The organism is Candidatus Liberibacter sp. (assembly GCF_014048425.1).
In the GTDB taxonomy this organism is placed as follows: Bacteria; Pseudomonadota; Alphaproteobacteria; order Rhizobiales; family Rhizobiaceae; genus Liberibacter.
In genome coordinates this window covers 1-20,621 of sequence record NZ_JACETX010000013.1, presented here as the reverse complement: position 1 = coordinate 20,621, position 20,621 = coordinate 1, and the positions used below count along the sequence as shown (strand labels likewise).

Below are 20,621 nucleotides of genomic sequence, written 5' to 3'. Positions count from 1 at the left end.
AATATCTTTATAAAACCAGATTAGAAGATATTCTTTATCACACTACCGGAAAATACTCTTCACTTCCTATAACTCTACCCCTACTTGTGTAAGGCATCGTGAATCATTGTCCCAGTCTTTTTGAACTTTAACAAAAATAAAAATATGGATAGGCTTCTCTATAAGCTCTGATATCTCTTTTTTAGCTGCAAGAGAAATGGTCTTAATACTTTGTCCATTCTTACCAAGAACGATCTTTTTCTGATTTATACGCCTCACATAAATTACCTGTCGTATCAATACCGAACCATCTTTTCTTTCTTCCCATTTCTCGGTTGCAACATAAGATGCGTATGGTATCTCCTCATGCAGATGTAAAAATAATTTTTCACGCGTGATTTCCGCGGCAAATTGAGACATAGAAAGATCGGAAATCTGATCTTCAGGATAAATCCAAGGACCTAGAGGTAGAGCAGAATGCACATAATCCATGACATCTCCACAACCATAGCCTTTTGTAGCAGAGATCATAAAAGTTTTTTCTATTACAACCAATTCATTTGCTATCTTGGTTTGTTCAAGTAAACGCTCAGGTTTAACACAATCAATTTTGTTAAGAATCAGAACCAGACGATCAGAGCGTTTTCCTATTTCTTGAAGAAGAGCATGAATAGCAGGTGTCAGACCACGCTGACTATCAACAACGAGAAAAACTATGTCTGCATTTTTTATCGTACTCCAAGATGATTTTACCATAAGCTTTTGATACGAATTTTTTGCCTCAAAAATTCCAGGAGTATCCAAAAACACCACTTGAGTGTCTTTTTCTGAAACAATACCTCGTACGATCCAACGCGTTGTCTGCACCTTATGTGTTACAATTGAAACTTTGGCGCCAACAAATCGATTAACAAGCGTAGATTTTCCAGCATTAGTCGCCCCAACCAATGCCACACACCCCGAACGAGTCTGAAATGGAATCAGACTGCTATCCTTATCCGAAAAAATAATACCCACCATCCATTCGTTCTGTGATCATTCTTTCCAAATACCCTCACGTTTCAAAACCTCTATAGCAGCTATTTTCTCAGCACCTCGCTTTGAACGATCCATCCCTGTTCCAGGCAAAAGACCAGGAATCTCTACGACAACCGTAAAATACGGATCATGATCTGGTCCGGAACGGGAAGTCACCTTATATATTGGGAGGATATTTCCAAAATTCACTTGTACCCACGATTGTAATACGCTTTTAGGCTCACGATGAAATTCTCCCAGCTTAAGAGAAAGAGCACGGCTTTTCCAATTTTTTTCGACAAAACAATTCGCAGCCTCTAACCCGCCATCAAGATAAATCGCAGAAATCAAGCTTTCTATAAGATCAGATTGAATAGGCAAACTATTACAAATTCCCCTTCCAAAATCTCTGTTTACAAGCATAAACTTATGAAGTTTTAAGTCCCTTGTTATCTGAGCACAAACCTCTCTACCTACAAGATGATCGTAACGAATTGCAAGTTCACCCACTTTAGACGAATCAAAATTGTGATACAATAATTGTGCAACCAATAATCCAAGAACCCGATCCCCTAAGAACTCTAACCGTTGGTAATTTCCCTCTGGAGACTGACAAATGCCTGAGTGCGTCATTGCCGTTTTAAGCAAGTTTTTGTTGGTAAAAACATAACCTATCTGCTTCTCTATCTTTGCGCTTATATTAGAAAACATCATAAAACCTTAAAAAACCTATCCCATCGGATATTTGGAATAGAGAGCCATATTTTATAAAAAGGAGTATTATTTGCAATTGAAAAAAGAACTATACTAGCTCGACCTATCAAATTTTCTTCTGGAACGAAACCAACATCTACAAAACGACTATCAATAGAGTTATCGCGGTTATCCCCCATCATGAAATAATGACCTTCGGGCACAAGAAATTCCGAAGTATTATTATTAGGCGAAAATGGCCACGAGAGCACTTTATAGGAAACTCCATTACTTAAAGCCTCTCGGAAAGCGGGTATATTTTCGCTCCAGACGGCTTTATACTGATAAGGAAACGTTCCATCGGGATGACGCGACACTGCTACATCATTAATATATACAACGCCCTTTTTGAGAGACACTCTATCGCCTGGAAGACCTATTAATCGCTTCACATAATCTATTGTTGGATCTCTTGGTAAGCGAAATACAACGATATCTCCGCGCTCAGGTTTCTGGTTAAAGAAACGTCCGTTAAAAAGATTATAAGAAAAAGGCAAGGAGTATTTTGAATAACCATAGGAGAACTTGTTGACGATCAAATGATCTCCGACCAAAAGCGTTGGAATCATAGAGCCACTAGGAATACTAGACGGCTGAAAGAGAAAGGCGCGAATAAAAACGAAAAGCAACAAATACGGCCAATATGATAAAATTTCTTTTGCATTTTCCCACAAGAAAAGACGATGCTTTTTATGTATCCACATATCTATTCATCCACAGTCAATATCTACTACTCTTATAAAAATAACAATGTCCATTCCCCAAAAAATCCATGAGGATCTTACGACAAAATTCATGCTGCATTTTCCAATAAGAAAAGACGATGCCTTTTATATATCCACATATCTATTCATCTACGGTCAATATCTACTATTCTTATGAAAATAACAATGTTAATTCTCCCAAGAAAATCTAGGAGGATCTTCTAGAACAACTTTCTATGACTACAAATGCCTGGGCAAAAGGAAAATCATCGCTCATTGTTAAATGAATAATTGGTTCACTACCATATGGAATAAGAGACAACAACTTTTCGGAAGCTCTTCCCGATATCAACATACATGGCTTTCCGCTAGGAAGATTAGTAACTACCATATCTTTCCAAGAAACACCGTGTTCTATTCCCGTACCTAACGCTTTAGAACAGGCTTCCTTTGCAGCGAAGCGTTTTGCATACGAAAAAACGGGTTTTGGAGAACAATCACAATCTTCACGTTCCGACTGAGCAAAACAGCGCAATGCAAATCTTTCCCCAAAATTCCGCAACGTCTCTTCAATACGCTGAATATTAACGATATCACTGCCTATACCTATAATCATATCGAACAGCATCCCTTCACGAAGACATCCTATCAAAAAAAAAATAGACAGGGATATACCCTCCCCCCTCATATCACTTTCAGGTACTAAAGAAAATCTAAAAATACGCGATGTCTAAGAGGTCCTCAATCAAACTCAAATATTGAAAATGCATAATTCTTATAACAACACGAAAAAATCATCATACAACATCACTCTAAACTAGATCTTCTCAATATCCTGCTTAATAATTCACTTTTTATGGGAAGCATACTTTTCTCTCCAGTAAAGAATGAATCTATTGATATATCCTATAAGAACCTATCTTTTGGACTGACCACTGACCACTGACCACTGACCACTGACCACTGACCACTGACCACTGACCACTGACCACTATAGTATACCACGAATTTTTAACGATTTGGATATAGGCAATACGCCAAAAACGCTCATACAACAAACTTATTCAGTATTCATAATCAACAACAACACTCACCTAGCTCAATATTCACATATAATACGAGTTCCACGGACTCGATTTATAAGCCAATGAAAGTCATCAGACGGATCTTCTGCACATGAAAAAAGCATAATAAACAAATAAATGATACCATTTCTTATATGGGATCATAGCAAAAAAATGGATCTGTATATCGCAATATCTATGCTTTTGAAGAAATTTAAAAGCATGTCCAACAGAAATATCAACTCCCATATATTCTTCTATGACGACTAAAGTATAAGATACTAGTCATCTTCCGCTATATAGACAGGAAAAAGAATAAGCCAAAGTATATCCTTTTTCTGCCCTTCCATCCTCATGATTTCTGGACGATAGTTGTATGCATCTTAACTTTGCATTCTATCTGAGAGACTGCAAAGTTGTGTTATTGGCTCTCTGAAGAGAGTGATATTTATCCTGTAATTCTTTGAAATATATTTTGAAAGCATGGCTCATACCATCTTCTCTTTTTATTCTTTGTAAAAACCTTTGTTAAAAGGTCAGCGATATCTAAGCTATGAACCATGAACCATGAACCATGAACCATGAACCATGAACCAGATCTAGATTTTTTTATCATTGGAAATCGCTTTTAATTTTTCAAGATTAACATCTATAGACATATTTGCCACGCACTCTTCTACCATATCAAATGTTAGAGGAAGGCATCAATATAGGCACAGCGACTAATTCCGGGTATTGTGCTACTGCTGGATTCTGATGTTTTCCTAGCGTTGAATGTTTGGGAAGTAGCTTTCAGAAGATCAGAAAAATCACAAGATTTAAAAGAGAAATACACTCTAGAATCCAAGACTTTCTGAGCAAGTCCTTAACAATACAGAGGATCTCAATACAAAATTTGAAAAGGTTTTGTATTGCCAATTATGGAACGGGGTTTTCGTAAATCCGCACGAAAATCCACAATTGATGCTTTATGCGTGCGGTGCGTTGGAGGAATTTGCCTCAAAATATGGAAGATCAAACTCATTAATACTGGCTATCATTCAGCTCCGCATTAAATATGGTCGTCACATTCAAGAATGGAATCTAGCCCCGACGATCTTTTCAATCAAGGAAAACTAGCTTTAGAGAAAAATAAAGAAACCTTAACGCTTAATGACTTCAGCCCTGACGAAAAGACATGTCGTTTCTGTCGTGAAAAGTCATGATTTATACAAGACATTTCGCAAGAGAGTATCTCTGCTCTTTCCCATATCCAAGAGTGCAGAGTTCTTACGTATTAATCTTAAACTTTCAGAATGATTATCTGGATATATAGCTTTCTTGCAATGGAAAAGGATCAATATGACTCTTGTAATAGACGCAGATAGTTCGCAGAATAGTGTAATGGTTGATGTATTAAATGGTAAGAATATTGTAATTGCAGAACCTCTAGGAACGGAAAAATCGCAAACGATTACGAATTTAATTGCAGCTTGTTTAGCAGAAGGAAAAACACTCAGAAAAGATACGCTCAGATCGCTATATATCTAATCTAGGATGTAGGATGCTATGCTATGGCATGCTCTATTCGTTACGCGAAGTCAAAACCCCACCTTATGAATACTCAATAAGTATCAGTACAATTTCTAGATGCATATCTGGCGGCAAAAAATTGATATCCAGAATGGGAAAAAAAATCTTGAAGATTCAATCAATAGCAATCGTTTTTTCTACAACTTGGATCTTCCACATAAACATTTACCAGAAACAACTAAGCAAAGCCTGATAAGAAAAAATCTGGTTTTTTGCCTTCTATAAGTCGCTTACCTTACAGATATCAATAGAAAATACTAACAGCCCTGTATAACAAAGCTTCAAAAAATCTGGTAATCCAAAACCCGCCCAAAAAGCAAAATGCATATAAAAATGATGTAATAACAAATGCTTATTCAAAAACGCGATATACAGTTGAAATGCAGTCAAGTTCAGCAATATTTTCAATAAGCAGATTCAATATTTCAACATGTGAGACTTCTAATTCAATGTTTATGCTTGTAAAATCTTTCAAAATCCTGATAACAGAAATTGTCCGAACATTTATTCCTAAATCAAAAAACACTTTTAATACAATGTTCAAACTACCAGGCTGATTAACAATATCCAATCTGATAGATATAACAAAATTATAAAAAATACTTCTTTCCGGATCCCAGCATAAATCTATCCAGCAATGCTGTTTCTCTTTTTGCTTTTGCAAAGAAAAAGATTTTGTAGGATATATTGCGATAGAATGGTCATTCTGCATCAATGCAATAATTTGATCGCCAGGAATCGCTCCCTTTAAACAGGAAATATATTTTACATCTTCCGGAATTCCTCTTATCGGAAGAATTCCGGGTTCCATAAGAGGATTTTCGTTATCTATCAATAACAACGTTTTGGAAGAATTGTCTTTTCTCACGGAAACTTTTTTCTCGTGAACAGAAATGATATCTTTCTTTTTCCTAAAGTCCTCAAAAAGCGCTAACAATACATCTTTAGATGTGATTTCCCCTCTTCCTATAGCCGCAACTATATCCTCCTCTTTTTCCTTTCCAAATTGACCCAAAATCGGCTTTAAATCCTGGCAAACAAACTGTTTCCCAAACCGTTTAAAATCAGATTCAAGAATAAATTTTCCAAAATTAAAATACTGTTTGCGAATTGCAAGTTGTGCAGAACGGCGAATAGCAGAGCGTGCCTTACCCGTAACAACGATCCTTTCCCAAGCAATAGGTGGAGATTTTTCGGATGAGCAAATGATTTCCACCTCATCCCCACTTTTCAGCTTGGTCACCAACGCCATAACTTTTCCGTTAATTTTGGCGCCGACACAACTATTCCCGATATCTGTATGCACGGCATAAGCAAAATCAATCGGATTAGCACTGCGAGGTAAAGCAATCAACCTTCCCTTCGGAGTAAAACAAAAAACCTGCTCCTGAAACAATTCCATCTTGGTGTTTTGCAAAAAATCTTCAGAGTTATATTCTTCTGCCAAAGAACGAATGGTCCGACGAAGCCAAGAATAGACATCTACCTCTGATGAAAGTGTTTGAATGTCTTCTTTAGTTCTACCATCTTTATAAAGAGCATGAGCAGCAACTCCATATTCAGCAATGGTATCCATTGCTTTCGTACGAATCTGCAATTCTATCCGTTGATATGACGGACCAACAATTGTCGTATGGATAGAACGATATCCATTTTGCTTCATCGTTGATATATAATCTTTGAAATAACCCGGAACAACAGGCCAGCGAGTATGCACAATCCCCAAAATCTGGTAACAGGTTGGTATATTGTCTACAACGATGCGAAATCCATAAACATCGGATAATTGCTCAAAAGACAGAGATTTCATTTGCATTTTATGGGAAATGGAATATATCCTCTTTTGTCTTCCTTTGACAGATGCGTTTTCAATTCCATTTTGAGACAAAAGATCTTTCAATTCTTTCTCAATCTTTATAATCAGCTCTCCATTACGCTTTGACATTTTATCTAAACGGACAGATAATGCTTTATATGCTTTGGGATTGATATGGCTAAAGGCAAGTTCCTCCAACTCCTCTCGCATATCCTGCATACCTATACGCCCAGCTAAAGGGGCATATATGTCCATTGTTTCTTTAGAAATCAATAAACGCTTATCGGAAGGAACATGACAAAGAGTGCGCATATTATGGAGACGATCTGCTAACTTTACGAGCAAAATCCGAACATCCTCACAAATTGCCAAAAATAATTTTCGTAGATTCTCAGCTTGTCGGGTTTCGAAGGACAAGCGCTCAAACTTATTGACCTTCGTCAAACCTTCAACCAAATAGCCAATTTCTGTACCAAAAAGGGAATCTATTTCAGCCCGGGTAGCTGTAGTATCCTCAATTGTATCATGCAATAAAGCTACTATTATAGTAGTCTGATCCAGATGCATATCCGCCAGAATAGCTGCAACCTGAATGGGATGAGAAATATAGGGATCTCCGCTTGCACGTTTTTGCTCACGATGCTTCTTTGAAGCATAGACATACGCCTTATTTAGAAGATCGCTATCAAAACCAGGATCATAAGACTGCACACGCTCTAAAAGCTCATACCGTCTTAGCATAATCTCTCAATGCACACCCTTCAAAAGAGACGCTCTCAGAACAAGAAAACGCCCATATAAAAGAAATCTATAATAGAAACTCAATCTAAAACAAAACGAAAAACCTAAAAATCATCCCTCTTATCCGGAGTAACTATGCCATTAATACCAGATATAAGTTCTTCCTCGGACAGTTCTCTAAACGCGACAGAAGCAGGAGGAGAAGCATTCTCTGAAGACTGTTCATAAGGACCACAATCCGCAAAACCAGAATCAGGTTCATCAACCTCAACATTATTCTGGAGAGAGTGTATCATATCTTCTTTAAGATCGTCAGGAGACAAAGTTCCATCTGCAATTTCACGCAATGCAACCACTGTATTCTTATCATTGTCCCGACTGACCGTAATCTGTGCACCCTGAGATATAAGTCGTGCACGATGACTCGCAAGGAGGACAAGCTCAAACCTATTCTGTACTTTATCAATACAATCTTCTACTGTAACACGCGCCATAAAAACCTCAAAAAATCCAGAAAAATCCAGAAAATCCAAAAATATGTTCATAACGTACAACAAATAGACATAAGTTTCAAGTTTTTAATGATAAGTTAGCTATACGTATCATACTTGTCTTGCACCTTGTAAATATTTTTAATAAACAACATCTGTTAATACCCGTTTAAGGCGAATGGAAAAATTTCTAAAACCTTCTATTTGTTTTATTTGTAAGTTTATATATAGAAAAAAGATTTTATCAGTATGGAAAATTTATATTTTGCATTTAACTGGAATCTAGGTGGAAAATTAAAATGTTCAATTCTCGTGAAAAAGTTGCCCTTTTTATTGATGGCGCCAATTTATACGCCTCCTCCAAAGCTTTGGGATTTGATATTGATTATCGAAAGCTTCTAAAAGCATTCGAATCACGCGCCCATGTATGGCGAGCTTACTACTATACCGCTATCGTTGAAGATGCGGAGCAGCAGTATTCGCCACTGCATCCTCTGCTTGATTGGTTGTGCTACAATGGATACAAAGTAGTTACAAAAAATGCCAAAGAATTTGTAGATTCCTTCGGGCGAAGAAAAATAAAAGCAAGCATGGATCTTGAATTAGCCGTCGATGCATTTGAACAATCCGAAGGTGTTGATCATCTCATTATATTTTCTGGGGATGGCGACTTTACAACATTGGTAGGCGCCCTTCAAAGAAGATCTAAAAAAATCACCATTGTTTCAACAGTACTCTCAAATCCTGCTATGGTTTCAGATCAGTTGCGTCGCCAAGCTGACCATTTTATAGATCTTGCTTATATGAAAGATGAAATCGGACGTGATATCGATCCTGCTAAGGCAGAGCCACAGCAAAGAAGCTGAAATATATAAGGTATAATCTAATCTAACTGTTCTGAAGTTCTGGGATAAGACATTACGGACTATGTGATATTTCTTTGCAAGATACATTGTCTATGGGATTTTGCCAAAAAACGCCGTAAAGCCTCGTCATCCAGATCTGAGCTTTACGGCAAGAATCCTGATGGATTGCGTACTTTAAAAACGCTCTCCAAGCATCCTGTTTGATGGGCAAGGGATGAAGAGTGCCGTGATTTCCTTCATGAGGACCTCAAGGACACGGACTTACGGCAACAAAGAAGCTCAATATCATTTGACTTTTTCCTAAAACGCCTCATTGCATAATATGAATTTAAAAAGCAAATTAATGCTGTAATCGTCCACTTCTTTCCAAGAAACAACGAAGACTCTCACTGAAGATTCCCTTGCTGGAAAAGTTGATATGCTAGAGAGACTTAAAGAAAAAAAAAAAACGTCACTCTTGGTCACTTCATTCCATCTGGAACAGGCGCTGTTTTATCTCAGAATCATCCTATGGCAAGGAATAGAGATCGAATGATTCTTGTAGAAAGACGCAAAGTTTCAAAAGAAGCGAATTGAGCAGTACATAAAAGGAAATTTGATTCATGATCCCCGTTTGAAAAACAATTTTCCGCCAAAGAATCACTGTGCCAAACAGACTTTTCAGAGATCACAAATGACCGTGCAACTTGATCCTGAGCAATACTTTTCTTTATTTTTATCTTTCTTCGCATCATAACCGAACAGAACTCGTAAGGTGATGTCCAAAGAATATGGATAGAATAGAGAAACCACTAATATGAGAACGCGCTCAACGCTTACCTAAATTATCAATATTATCAATCTTGCCTTTATCATCTCGCAAATTCATTCATTTTTTGATGATAGCAATATTGTCCTAAGAGTGAATTTTATAGGATTGATATGATATTTGGATCTGATTCTATCGCTTTTTTTTATGTCATATTTTCCTACTGAGGCATAACGCATTTTCTACATATCACTGAAACAGACGACACGGTTACGTCCAGATTTTTTAGCAGCATATAAGGCTTGATCTGCGCGGTGAACTGCTGTCGCAACCGGTTCTTTAGTATAACGTTCTGCTACGCCTGCTGAAATTGTTATGTGTATGGATTGCTCGAAAGAAATTTGTATGCTGGATTTTTCTATAATATTTCGCAGATTCTCAGCTAGAATTGCCGCCTCTTTTTCTGAATATCCCAAAGCAGCTACAGCAAATTCTTCTCCACCCAATCGTCCAACAAGCATAGGTTTATCAAATATATGCCCTAAATGATCCGATAAAAAAGCTATAACCCTATCTCCTACAGGATGTCCAAAATTGTCATTAATATTCTTAAAGAAATCAATATCGAAGAAAATAATTGATACTTTTGTACTATAGGAATGTTTGAGGCTTGAGATAAAAGCAGAGTGATTGAGTAATCCTGAAAGGCAATCAACCCGATTCAATTTAGAAATTCTACTATAGGAAAGCAATAATTCTTTCAGGATAACTCCAGCTATATATCCCAATATTAATGATATTATCACACCGACAACTATGAGTGATATATTCTCAATGAAGAAAGATTCTACTCCATAAAATGGCGTAAACCCCATATAGAATAAGAAAAGATTTGCCACAAAGCTGATGATTATCATCAAAAATGTGAATGCAATAGAGAAGACGACCGTAAATGAACGAGAAGAAAAATCATCTATATTTTTATCATACCGCAACCAGATTCCAAGAAAATATTTAAGAGAACGAGTCAATCAATTGTTTCCTTTAATATTGAGCAATAAATATATAATAGTTCTTGCTTAATAATAAATGGAAAATAAAATAGAGATTTTGCAGAAACATTTTAATTTGCAAGCACTCGTTTGCGTAAAGAATAAAGTATTAGCGCTAGATGCAAGCTTAATATTGGTGTTTTCCCTACTTAAACCTCATACTTATATCTTTTTTGACGATTCTCGCTTATGTCATCTAAAGGGTGAGATAAGTGCTACCTTAACAATATTTTAAGAAGATAATTTGTCGTCAAAACAAAGATTAAAATTACTTTTATCAATCCTTAATATAAAGGAGTTTTTCAGTGCGTCCAGCCGTAAAGAATATTTCCTATCCATGACCGAAATCTTGTTTGAAAAAAATACATTATTAGTCTGTGTGGAATGCCAAGGGAAAAGATTTTTCGTAGATATTGATAAATTGGTTCAACGCATTCTGACATATCATATGATGATGGTATTGTCAGAAATTTGATGTATGCAATGAACTTCTCTTTTGGATTGTATACATATCTCATTATATATGTCCGTTATCAATACAAGAAAAATATCCAGGGAAACAATCTGTCATTTTTTACATAACTGATTTTCTGACAATGATTTATGATAAAATCCTCTACAATCGTTCAGAAGCTGTAAATCTTTAAATTTAGCACTCATGGATTGCGAAAATCGGATGCAATTTTAACGACAAAATACAACTTAAAAGCATGTAGAGTTGATGGCTATTTATGATTATGCTCAAATTGATCAAATGAAAGATGACAAAAATTTATCCCCGGTTGTCAAAAAGAAAAACAGAAATTTATCCGAGGTATACAAACAAAAAAATTAGCATCAAGTACGCTTATTCTACTTGCAAAAAAAAATGAAAAATATAGTTTTTTTTAAAAAACACTTTAAAATCAATGTTATATTGTAAAAAACAAATAATAAAAGCAATTAATTTTTAAAACAGAGGCATTTCTAATGTGCATTTGATGCGGCTCTGCTTATCAAACCTCTAGTGGTCTGCTCTTCTGTTAAATCGCAATGATATCGATATTGAAAGCTATGGATTGTGAAATCTTGTTGACTGTGGTTTTTATTGCCCTCTATAAATATATTGCGCAATTCTATCATTAAATCGACTTCAGCATAAGTGCGATTTTTGATTTTTGTGAGATGGCTTTTAATGTTGTTCAACCATTCTGCTTAATCAATTTGTTGATTTTTTACTAATGTAGATTGTGTTTTCGTGTCTTGACAATGATAATCCTCTCTCTATACGCATCAAAGCATTTCAACCCTGTATTTAAACGCCCGCTAGAAGAAAACGATAAAAACACTAACGCTCTTAAAATGGATGTAGAATCCATGAAGCAAGAAAAAGATAGAACCCTTGAGAGCATTAAACAACAGCTGAAATATCTTGAAGACATTAAAGCTCAATGAGGTTTGTGCCCCATTTTATCCCTATCGTATTCAAAGAGATCATTTAATATCTCAAAGATAAGAGAACTATTGAGATATTAAACCTCCTGAATGGAATTCAAAAAGCGAGAAAAAAGCATAAATCGAATACGCCGGTAAAAATAGCTAAGATTAAAGGTCATACTCCGAAAATAAGTATCCCAAGTGGATACTAGGTTCTCATGATTTTTCCCGATAACAACGCTATTTTGGATTGTGATCCACCCATCTTCTATATGATCAAAAAAAATATCCTCGATTTTGACCCGTTACGGCTCTTATCTTTAATAATAATTTGCATATTATTTGATGTATGAATAAAGTTTATATACAACTTATACGACAACTAAAAATCATTACTTGGCATATCTTCTATATTAATTTGCAATTTTTGAATTTGACAATTGTGAGATTTAATATCTCTAGAGAGGGAAAATATAGTTATGGTGAATTCTAAATACTATACTGTTTTAATGACTACAGTGTGTTTTTTGTCTTTAACATCGTGTGGCGCTGATCCTCAGGAAACAATTGATGAAAAATATGCAAGCGTTATCAAAAATATTCTAAATGAAATAAACGATTTGAAAGCAAGAGCATCCTCATCCGGGATTAAAGGAGATCCGGGACCTCCGGGACCTAAGGGAGATCAAGGTCTTAAAGGAGACAAAGGCAGCCAAGGATTGCAGGGTCCAAAAGGCGATAAGGGCGATCAAGGTCTTCAAGGTCTTAAAGGAGACAAAGGAGATCAGGGATCTTCGAGCAATTCGCTTTCTTCTTTCTTCTCCCGACCAGGGGGATAAAGGAGAGATCCAACCGAGTCCCTAAAGGCGAACTGGGATCTGCTGGAACATGAAGATCGGAAGATTCTTGACGAGAGGAAAAATTGGTGTAGCTTCACATTAATGAAAGGGGACAAGCTTTTGTCTTGCTCTTTTTCTCATCTATAGGGTTATTTTAGGGTTCTAGTATAGGAACGGTATTGTCAAGAAGAGAAGGGTTATAGGAAATTAAATCATTGATAATAAATGATAAATAACTTAATTCGGTTCTTATCCTTGTGGGATAATATTTTTATAAATCTGAGATTGCTGCTCTTTTTCAAAGGGCATATATGCGACAGACGGAGAGCTACGATCCATATCTGAGATTATTAAAACGTTATGGTATTGTATAGGAGGGATTTTAAAGGTAGAATTTTAGTTTAAGGCGGACAAGCTTTCCTGTTTTATAGTGAACAAGAGAGATTGGTAACATTTTCTGAGGCGAAACGACTTTTTAGAAGACATTCTTCGTATTCAGATTGAGCAGTAGAATCATAAGTTATAGCTCCACCAACATTAAGGACAGCTTGATTGTCCCGAAAAAGGCTTATAGTACGAATAGCAACCGAAAAACGCATAACGGACGACGGGGCAATGAAACCGATGGCGCCGCAATAGATGCCACGAGGCATTTGTTCTAGTCTTTGTATGATTTTCATTGTTTGAATTTTTGGGACTCCTGTAATTGATCCACAGGGAAATAATGCAGAAAATATCTCCTTGAGAGATAAATCCTTTATTAATTTCCCGCAAATAGTGCTGACCATTTGATGTACGGTTGTATAGCTTTCTATTTCAAATAAATTGAGCGTTTTGACTGTGCCGGTTGTAGAAATACGTGATAGATCGTTGCGTAACAGGTCAACGATCATGCGATTCTCAGTTAGATTTTTAGAGTCATTTCGTAAAGTATCAATAAGTTTTTGGTCTTCTAAAGGATTCAATCCACGAGGCATTGTACCTTTCATAGGACGTGTCTCGATCCAACCTTGTTCGTTTATGTGAAAAAATAATTCCGGTGAACGAGATAGGACAATAGGACCTTCCAAAGATACAAAGCTACCATATCGCACCGGTTGCCGTGCAATTAACGACCAAAAGGCACTTAAAGGATCACCGGACCAGTTGGCAGTAATCGGAAAAGTCAAGTTTCCTTGATAACAATTACCGCAACGTAATTCTTGATACAACTCTTGGAATTTTTGTCGATATGTTTCAAAGTTCCACGATACTCGCGGATCAAGCAAAAACTCTTTTGAAGACGAAGAACGAAAGATTAAAGAGGGATCTGAAGAAGGGGGAGAATCAAAGACTCCAAAACAAAGCAAGGGGATTCTTTGATCAAATTGAGCAAGATGTCTTAAACTTTTTTCAAGAAAAAAACCTGCTTCATAAGAGAGATAGCCAGCAAGCCATTTCCCCTGTAAACGAGCCTGTTCCAAGCGCGGAAAAGCTGAATAAAACTCCTGTTCATTTCTAGCACAAATAACCTCAATTGGATCGGAAAAGAGCAAACTCTCACTTGTCCAATCATCACGAAATAAAATAAATGGCGGAAAATTTTGCATAAGCATAATAACCTCCTACCCCTAAAACAAAGACTGAACTGTCCCCAAAACCTGAATCGAACATTGTCTATTTTCCTACATGTTCTTCATATCAATCCCGCACCTTTTAATCTCTCTTTTTCACAAGACCATCAGTGTACCAGAAGCCCAAAACAAAAAAGATCAATTCTTTCTGAAAGGGACATAACAGATGAATAGGATCATAAAAAAAGAAATTTATCTCTTCTTTTGGTTCTTATATTACATTTTTGAAACAAAGGACTAAAAACCATACAGAACGTATGATTGATCCTATCATATTTTATCAAAACCTCATATTTTCAAAGATATTGATTTGAAATCCTTATTACAGATAAAATACACAGCCCGATCTTTCACCTTGTTACTTTCTTTTTGAGTGATCCATCCATATACTTGGCTATAGAAACTATAGGCATGATCGTTTTTTCTTGCCTTACCTTACGGATTTTATGATACGCAAAGAATAAAGGATATGTACTCGGGTTCTTGAAGATCTTTTTTCAAAATCTATCCGTATACCCCACTGCCAATCTTCCATAGTACCATTCATCCTCCAAGCAAAGAAATCATTTCTGCAGCAAGAGCGGTATCAAACGTCATGATGTGATTGGGCGTCAGGTTGTTATAGAAATTCTTAGTCTTTACATGGATTTTTCCAATTTTCAGCTAACCAAAAAGACTCATTGGAGTAATAATTTTTTCTCAGAGACGATTCGTTTAGGATCTCCTCTTTTTGTTTTCTGATAGGAAAATATTTTATATGAGAGCGATTATCTTTTTCATATAGCTAGATGTATTCTGTTTTTACCTTCTACTTTCCTATATTATTGTTTTTATAAAAGAATACCTCTTTCTCTTTCCAATTCTAGAATTCCATGAAGAACATTTGCAATCCTATGAAATTATTGATAGAGTCGTCGGGTTCTTTTATGTTTTTTTTTTATAGATCTATTTTTTAATAGTATTTCTATTTTTGAGATAATCCTATTATAATGATGAAAAACGATATCCCTTATAAAAATAGCCTCAGCCATTTTCGATGGGCTTTTGCTACCACTGCAGTGGGAATTTTACTCAGCATTTTGATTGGGTGGCAAACAACTGGAACCCTATATGGTACGAGTAAAGTGTTATACATCTGCATCGTATTGGCAATTTTAGAAATCTCCCTTTCCTTCGATAATGCTATTCTCAATGCCAAAAGCCTACAAAAAATGTCTCCCCTTTGGCAGAATAGGTTTCTGACTTGGGGTATTTTGATAGCTGTATTCGGCATGCGTGTCATATTTCCAATACTAATCGTTTCAATCAGTGCAAAAATAAATCCGATTGAAGCGATCAATATCGCTATCTTTCATCCACAAGATTACTTGAAAATTATTACTGAGGCACATTTATCGATCACAGGATTTGGCGGCACATTCTTAATAATGGTCAGCCTCGCATTTTTTCTGGACACCAAAAAAAACATTCACTGGATCCGTTTTTTGGAAATTCCCATGAATTTCCTTGCAAGAATTAAAGGATCCAAAATTTTCATCGTATTACTTATTGTTTCGGCAATCTCATGTGCATTACCAGCAAAAGATCTGCATGTCCTTATTGTTTCTTCTATATTGGCTCTCATTGCATTCTATGCCATGAGTTTTTTAGAAAATATACTGTCAAATGGTTCTCAAAAAAACATTATAAGACATGCAAAAAGTGGTTTTAGTACTTTTCTGTATCTTGAAATAATTGATGCGAGCCTTTCTTTTGATGGTGTTATCAGTGCTTTTGCTCTTACGAAAAACTTTTTCATCATAATTATTGGACTCACAATTGGCGCAGTATACATCCGCTCTATGACACTTCTGGTTCTTAAAAAAGGAATCCTTGGTAAATACCGATATCTTGAACACGGAGCATTCTATGCCATCCTTATGCTTTCTGTGGTTATGTTTTTACAAACTGTGAGCAATATCCCTGAAATTTTTACAGGAACCTGCAGTGCTATCTTGATTATCTTATCAATCTATTCATCAATTATTTATAATCGCAGTAGAAAAAATATCTCCGAAAGCTAAAAGAAATTTTTATCTTCTCTATTGGCTCTGATTGATTCTATATATTGCACTCAGGCAAAGATATAGGCGTATACGATACAATGGAAACATGTTATATGTGTCAATATAACAACAATTGTTCGGCTGGAATAGATTGTTCGGGGCACTACATTCCTCTGGTCTTGTTTGAGATTTTCAACAAGGGATTCTTATTCTGTCTGATGTCCCATGAAATGCAAAATTGATTTTGCGATTTTCTAGTGCTCCGGCTGTTGTGGTTTCCAAATATGTCATGTTTTCTGCTGAGAAATAACGCAAAGTCATCTTCTTCAAAGAAAAATACAAAGGGATATCCTCCCCTTTTTAGAGTAATATTCTTCCAAAATCAGAAGAAATTCTCATCCTCTAGAGCAAACATAATGCCAAATAACGCTTAATCCTAAAACCATTATATAGGATAGGATACCTGGATCATAGAAAAAATTCAGTAAAATTCCTTCCCATGTTTTACAAAATGAGATCCCGACAAAGAAAAGAAAGATCTTATCTTGCCACGCAGAAGAATTTGTTAATGCTGGTTCTACTCCACATAAACTTATGGCAATGTTTGGGTCATAAAAATGGATATAGGTGAATGATATAACTCTAAAATACAGCCTATAATACCGCTAAAATGATAGCAGATAATACATCAAAGGTAAGACAATCAGTTTTATAATCCATTGCAATATCTGATTCTGACCTTTTGTTGCACCTTGGCTTAAATCATTTATTTTTCTTATAAAAAATAAACTTCTGAGAATTAATACAATTTCTTTTGGTTCTCCATTTTTATAGAAAATATTCCTATAATAATGAAGCTAGACAGATAATTTGCAAGGTTATGAAGTCCTAGAATACGGCTTGTTTGCAAAAATTAGAGAATCTAACAAATCCCCCTTTTTCTATCCTCAAAATCCACACCCTGTTTCTATTTCTAAATGGATATAAAATCCCTTTAGTGCTTTTTTTGTTGCCTAAAAGGATCCGTTCTATTTTTTACAAACACTATCAAGTCATTTAGAGAAAAGCCAACACTGAACACTATTATCTTTTACTTTTAACGACTTGGATACAAGAAATACGCCAAAACGCTAGTACAACAAACTTATTCAGTATTAATCATCAACAACAACACTTACATAGCTAAATATTCACATGCGATACAAGTTCTACGACTCGATTTGTAGGTAAATGAAAATAATCAGACGGATCTTCTGCACATGAAAAAAGCATAATAAATAAATGATCTTGCCAAGAAGGCATTCCAGAACGAGAAGTCGGCACCAATTTTCGTCGTCCTAAGTAGAATGACGTAGTCATTATTTCCAATTTTAAACCATTATTGCTTAAACCTGCCAGTGCTTGAGAAACATTTTGTTCTTCCATATACCCAAAAAATAATTTTATTCGCAAAAACCGTTCAGAAATTTTCTCGAAAACAAAACGTTCTTTCTGCGGTACACGTGGCTTATTTGCTGTATTAATTGTCAAAATGATATTTTTCTCATGTAAAACATAATTATGTTTTATATTCTGAAGCAAAGCAGCTGGCACTGCTTGAGGAATACTTGTAAGAAAAATTGCCGTACCTGGAACTTGAACAGAAAATTGCTGATTTGATTGCTCAATCGAAGCAATAAAAGATGTCAATGGAATATCTGTATGACGCGTGAGTGTAGACAAAAGATTTGTACCTCGCCTCCATGTCCACATCATAACCATACACATCACTGCAACAAGCAATGGAATATATCCTCCTTCAAAGAATCTGAGCATATTTGCCCCTAAGAAAGTTATTTCAATAAATAATAATGGAAGAAAGAAAAGTATCGTCTTAGAAAGTTTCCATTTCCAATAGACTTGAGAGAAAATGAAAAACATTATTGTGGAAATAACCATGGTTCCACTCACAGAAATCCCATACGCTGTAACCAAAGATTCGGAGTTTCCAAAACCTATTACAAATGCAACAACTCCCAAAAACAAAAACCGATTAACGCTTGGCAAAAATATCTGTCCTTTAAATGTCTCCGAAGTAAAAAAAACTTTCATCCGAGGGAGAAAACCTAAATTGATTGCCTGTTGCGTTAATGAAAAAGCCCCCGTAATCACTGCCTGACTCGCAATAACAGTCGCGCATGTTGCTGTAAAAATTGCAAAAGGTAAAAACCATCCCGAAAACATCAAATAAAAAGGATCTTTTGCAGCCTCAGGATTTGCAAGAACCAAAGCCCCTTGTCCTAGATAGTTGATTGTCAAAGCAGGAAATACCATCATCATCCAAGCATATTGAATCGGTCGACGACCAAAATGTCCAAGATCTGCATAAAGAGCTTCAGCTCCTGTAATAGTTAAAAAAACCGAACCTAGTACAACTAAAGAAATCCCCCCTTCCCTTACTATCATCTTCAAGGCATATAGAGGATTCAGAGCATAAAGAATACTCCAATCATCAAAGATATGGAAAATTCCGGATATTGTGATCATTAAAAGCCAGATTCCCATAATAGGAGAAAAAAACCAGGCTATTCCTCCAGTTCCATGGGATTGCAAAAAAAACAATAAAGCCAATACTCCTAGCGCGATGGGAACAACAAAATTATGTAATCCAGGAGCGACATATCTTATCCCCTCCACAGCCGAAAGAACAGAAAGCGCAGGGGTTACTATAGTGTCTCCAATAAACAGCGAAGCACCTGCCAAACCTAAAACAATCAATATAGGTGTTTTTTTTTCCTGAACTTTTTTCAACAGCAAAGCAAGCAAGGACAATATACCTCCTTCACCGTCGTTATCAGCTCTTAAAAATAATAAAACATATTTTACTGTTACAATGATGGTTAGAATCCAAATCATTAAAGATACCAAACCAATAACTTCCATTCGCCCGACGGAAGAAGTTTTATTCATTGTTTTTAATGCTTCTTTAAAAGCATATAAAACACTGGTACCGATGTCTCCATAAACAACACCTATGGACTCAAACATAACATAGAGAAAATGAGGACTATTCTTCTTCTTAAGATCCGCACTACGAGCATTCACCATAACAAATACTAGCCTCTATAAAATAATGATTCCTCTAATAAAACCACATCGCGATTAATCAAGATGCGTGCTTAGCATATTTTTTTCATAAACGGAAAATGAAATGAAAAAAATCACCATATTTATTGATCTTGCTCCCTTATTTTTCCTTTGCAAATATATCACGCGTATATATTCATTAATATCAATTAAAATTTTACCTATGTTTAAACAAAAAATACTATGCATAAACTACAAAGCATTGAGAAAGATACGTCCATAAAAACAAATAATCTTTTAAAGAAACAATATCAAAAGTTATTTTCAATATCAATCGTTTCAAAAATCCTATAATTCAAATTCTCTATTTCTCTATGTTCTCCTCACGAAGAAATTTCTGGATACGATCAGAAATTTTTTGATATAAACCGGAGATATCCGAATTCGGGTTATAAGCTGCAATTGGCACTCCTAAATCTGATGAAATGCTAATATCCATATCAAGGGGGATTTCTTCAAGAAAAGGTATTCCGATCTTTTCTGCTGCGATACGAGCTCCTCCATGACCAAATATATCATATCTTTTCCCCGTATCAGAAGCGATAAAACAACTCATATTTTCGATCATACCAATAATAGGGACATTCATTTTCTGGAACATGGAAATTGCTTTTTTTACGTCAATTAAAGCCACATCTTGCGGAGTAGAAACAATAACAACGCCGGAAAGAGAAAATTTCTGAGCAACAGTTAGCTGAACATCCCCTGTTCCTGGAGGCATATCGATGATCAAGACATCTAATTTACCCCAAGCGACATTTTTAATCATTTTTATTACT

Annotated in this window: 17 protein-coding genes; 5 read left to right on the top strand and 12 right to left on the bottom strand. The window is 35.8% G+C overall.

What is annotated here, in order from left to right; genetic code table 11:
* Nucleotides 1-66: 66 nt before the first annotated feature.
* From era to H0G72_RS02470, 5 genes are all read right to left on the bottom strand, one after another.
* Nucleotides 67-999 carry a GTPase Era gene (era, locus tag H0G72_RS02490; protein WP_182017214.1) on the bottom strand — a complete coding sequence of 311 codons (933 nt, stop codon included), beginning with the start codon at nucleotides 997-999 and terminating at the stop codon, nucleotides 67-69.
* A gap of 15 nt (nucleotides 1,000-1,014) precedes the next feature.
* Nucleotides 1,015-1,710, bottom strand: a complete 696-nt coding sequence (gene rnc / locus H0G72_RS02485) for a ribonuclease III (RefSeq protein WP_182017213.1) — start codon at nucleotides 1,708-1,710, stop codon at nucleotides 1,015-1,017.
* Nucleotides 1,707-2,453 carry a signal peptidase I gene (gene lepB / locus H0G72_RS02480; protein WP_182017212.1) on the bottom strand — a complete coding sequence of 249 codons (747 nt, stop codon included), beginning with the start codon at nucleotides 2,451-2,453 and terminating at the stop codon, nucleotides 1,707-1,709. The genes rnc and lepB overlap by 4 nt, the downstream gene beginning before the upstream one ends.
* Before the next feature lie 208 nt (nucleotides 2,454-2,661).
* On the bottom strand, nucleotides 2,662-3,069 hold the full coding sequence (acpS, locus tag H0G72_RS02475; RefSeq protein WP_182017211.1) for a holo-ACP synthase: 408 nt from the start codon (nucleotides 3,067-3,069) through the stop codon (nucleotides 2,662-2,664).
* A 277-nt stretch (nucleotides 3,070-3,346) separates the two neighbouring features.
* On the bottom strand, nucleotides 3,347-3,511 hold the full coding sequence (locus H0G72_RS02470; RefSeq protein WP_182017223.1) for a hypothetical protein: 165 nt from the start codon (nucleotides 3,509-3,511) through the stop codon (nucleotides 3,347-3,349).
* A 912-nt stretch (nucleotides 3,512-4,423) separates the two neighbouring features.
* On the opposite strand from H0G72_RS02470, the gene H0G72_RS06420 reads away from it, so the two are divergent.
* Together H0G72_RS06420 and H0G72_RS02460 are read left to right on the top strand one after the other, a co-directional pair.
* Nucleotides 4,424-4,636, top strand: coding sequence for a DUF2800 domain-containing protein (locus H0G72_RS06420; RefSeq protein WP_409049314.1), 213 nt, complete (start codon nucleotides 4,424-4,426; stop codon nucleotides 4,634-4,636).
* A 222-nt stretch (nucleotides 4,637-4,858) separates the two neighbouring features.
* Nucleotides 4,859-5,047: a DEAD/DEAH box helicase family protein gene (locus H0G72_RS02460; RefSeq protein WP_182017209.1), complete on the top strand. Its 189-nt coding sequence runs from the start codon at nucleotides 4,859-4,861 to the stop codon at nucleotides 5,045-5,047.
* A 394-nt stretch (nucleotides 5,048-5,441) separates the two neighbouring features.
* On the opposite strand, the gene H0G72_RS02455 is transcribed toward H0G72_RS02460, so the two are convergent.
* Together H0G72_RS02455 and rpoZ are read right to left on the bottom strand one after the other, a co-directional pair.
* Nucleotides 5,442-7,646: a RelA/SpoT family protein gene (locus H0G72_RS02455; RefSeq protein WP_182017208.1), complete on the bottom strand. Its 2,205-nt coding sequence runs from the start codon at nucleotides 7,644-7,646 to the stop codon at nucleotides 5,442-5,444.
* Nucleotides 7,647-7,750: 104 nt separating this feature from the next.
* Complete coding sequence (rpoZ, locus tag H0G72_RS02450) at nucleotides 7,751-8,140, bottom strand: DNA-directed RNA polymerase subunit omega (RefSeq protein ID WP_182017220.1); 390 nt, start codon at nucleotides 8,138-8,140, stop codon at nucleotides 7,751-7,753.
* Between the two features lie 296 nt (nucleotides 8,141-8,436).
* Here rpoZ and H0G72_RS02445 point away from each other — a divergent pair, with 296 nt between their 5' ends.
* Nucleotides 8,437-9,003, top strand: a complete 567-nt coding sequence (locus H0G72_RS02445; RefSeq protein WP_182017207.1) for a LabA-like NYN domain-containing protein — start codon at nucleotides 8,437-8,439, stop codon at nucleotides 9,001-9,003.
* Between the two features lie 503 nt (nucleotides 9,004-9,506).
* Here the strand turns inward: H0G72_RS02445 and H0G72_RS02440 are convergent.
* Together H0G72_RS02440 and H0G72_RS02435 are read right to left on the bottom strand one after the other, a co-directional pair.
* A complete protein-coding gene (locus H0G72_RS02440) occupies nucleotides 9,507-9,737 on the bottom strand; it encodes a hypothetical protein (protein ID WP_182017206.1) in 231 nt (76 codons plus the stop codon).
* A 256-nt stretch (nucleotides 9,738-9,993) separates the two neighbouring features.
* Nucleotides 9,994-10,782 carry a GGDEF domain-containing protein gene (locus H0G72_RS02435; RefSeq protein WP_182017205.1) on the bottom strand — a complete coding sequence of 263 codons (789 nt, stop codon included), beginning with the start codon at nucleotides 10,780-10,782 and terminating at the stop codon, nucleotides 9,994-9,996.
* A gap of 1,916 nt (nucleotides 10,783-12,698) precedes the next feature.
* On the opposite strand from H0G72_RS02435, the gene H0G72_RS02430 reads away from it, so the two are divergent.
* The gene (locus H0G72_RS02430; RefSeq protein ID WP_182017204.1) at nucleotides 12,699-13,058 is read left to right on the top strand and encodes a hypothetical protein; all 360 of its coding nucleotides are present in this window, start codon (nucleotides 12,699-12,701) and stop codon (nucleotides 13,056-13,058) included.
* A 425-nt stretch (nucleotides 13,059-13,483) separates the two neighbouring features.
* Here H0G72_RS02430 and H0G72_RS02425 read toward each other — a convergent pair whose 3' ends face one another.
* A complete protein-coding gene (locus tag H0G72_RS02425; protein WP_182017203.1) occupies nucleotides 13,484-14,647 on the bottom strand; it encodes an aminodeoxychorismate synthase component I in 1,164 nt (387 codons plus the stop codon).
* 1,016 nt (nucleotides 14,648-15,663) lie between these two features.
* On the opposite strand from H0G72_RS02425, the gene H0G72_RS02420 reads away from it, so the two are divergent.
* On the top strand, nucleotides 15,664-16,734 hold the full coding sequence (locus tag H0G72_RS02420) for a DUF475 domain-containing protein (protein WP_182017219.1): 1,071 nt from the start codon (nucleotides 15,664-15,666) through the stop codon (nucleotides 16,732-16,734).
* Nucleotides 16,735-17,898: 1,164 nt separating this feature from the next.
* On the opposite strand, the gene H0G72_RS02415 is transcribed toward H0G72_RS02420, so the two are convergent.
* Both H0G72_RS02415 and H0G72_RS02410 read right to left on the bottom strand, forming a co-directional pair.
* Nucleotides 17,899-19,800 (bottom strand): potassium transporter Kup, encoded by a 1,902-nt coding sequence (locus H0G72_RS02415; RefSeq protein ID WP_409049315.1) that lies wholly within the window; start codon nucleotides 19,798-19,800, stop codon nucleotides 17,899-17,901.
* 346 nt (nucleotides 19,801-20,146) lie between these two features.
* The coding region (locus H0G72_RS02410; protein ID WP_182017201.1) for a P-loop NTPase at nucleotides 20,147-20,621 on the bottom strand (475 nt) is incomplete at its 5' end.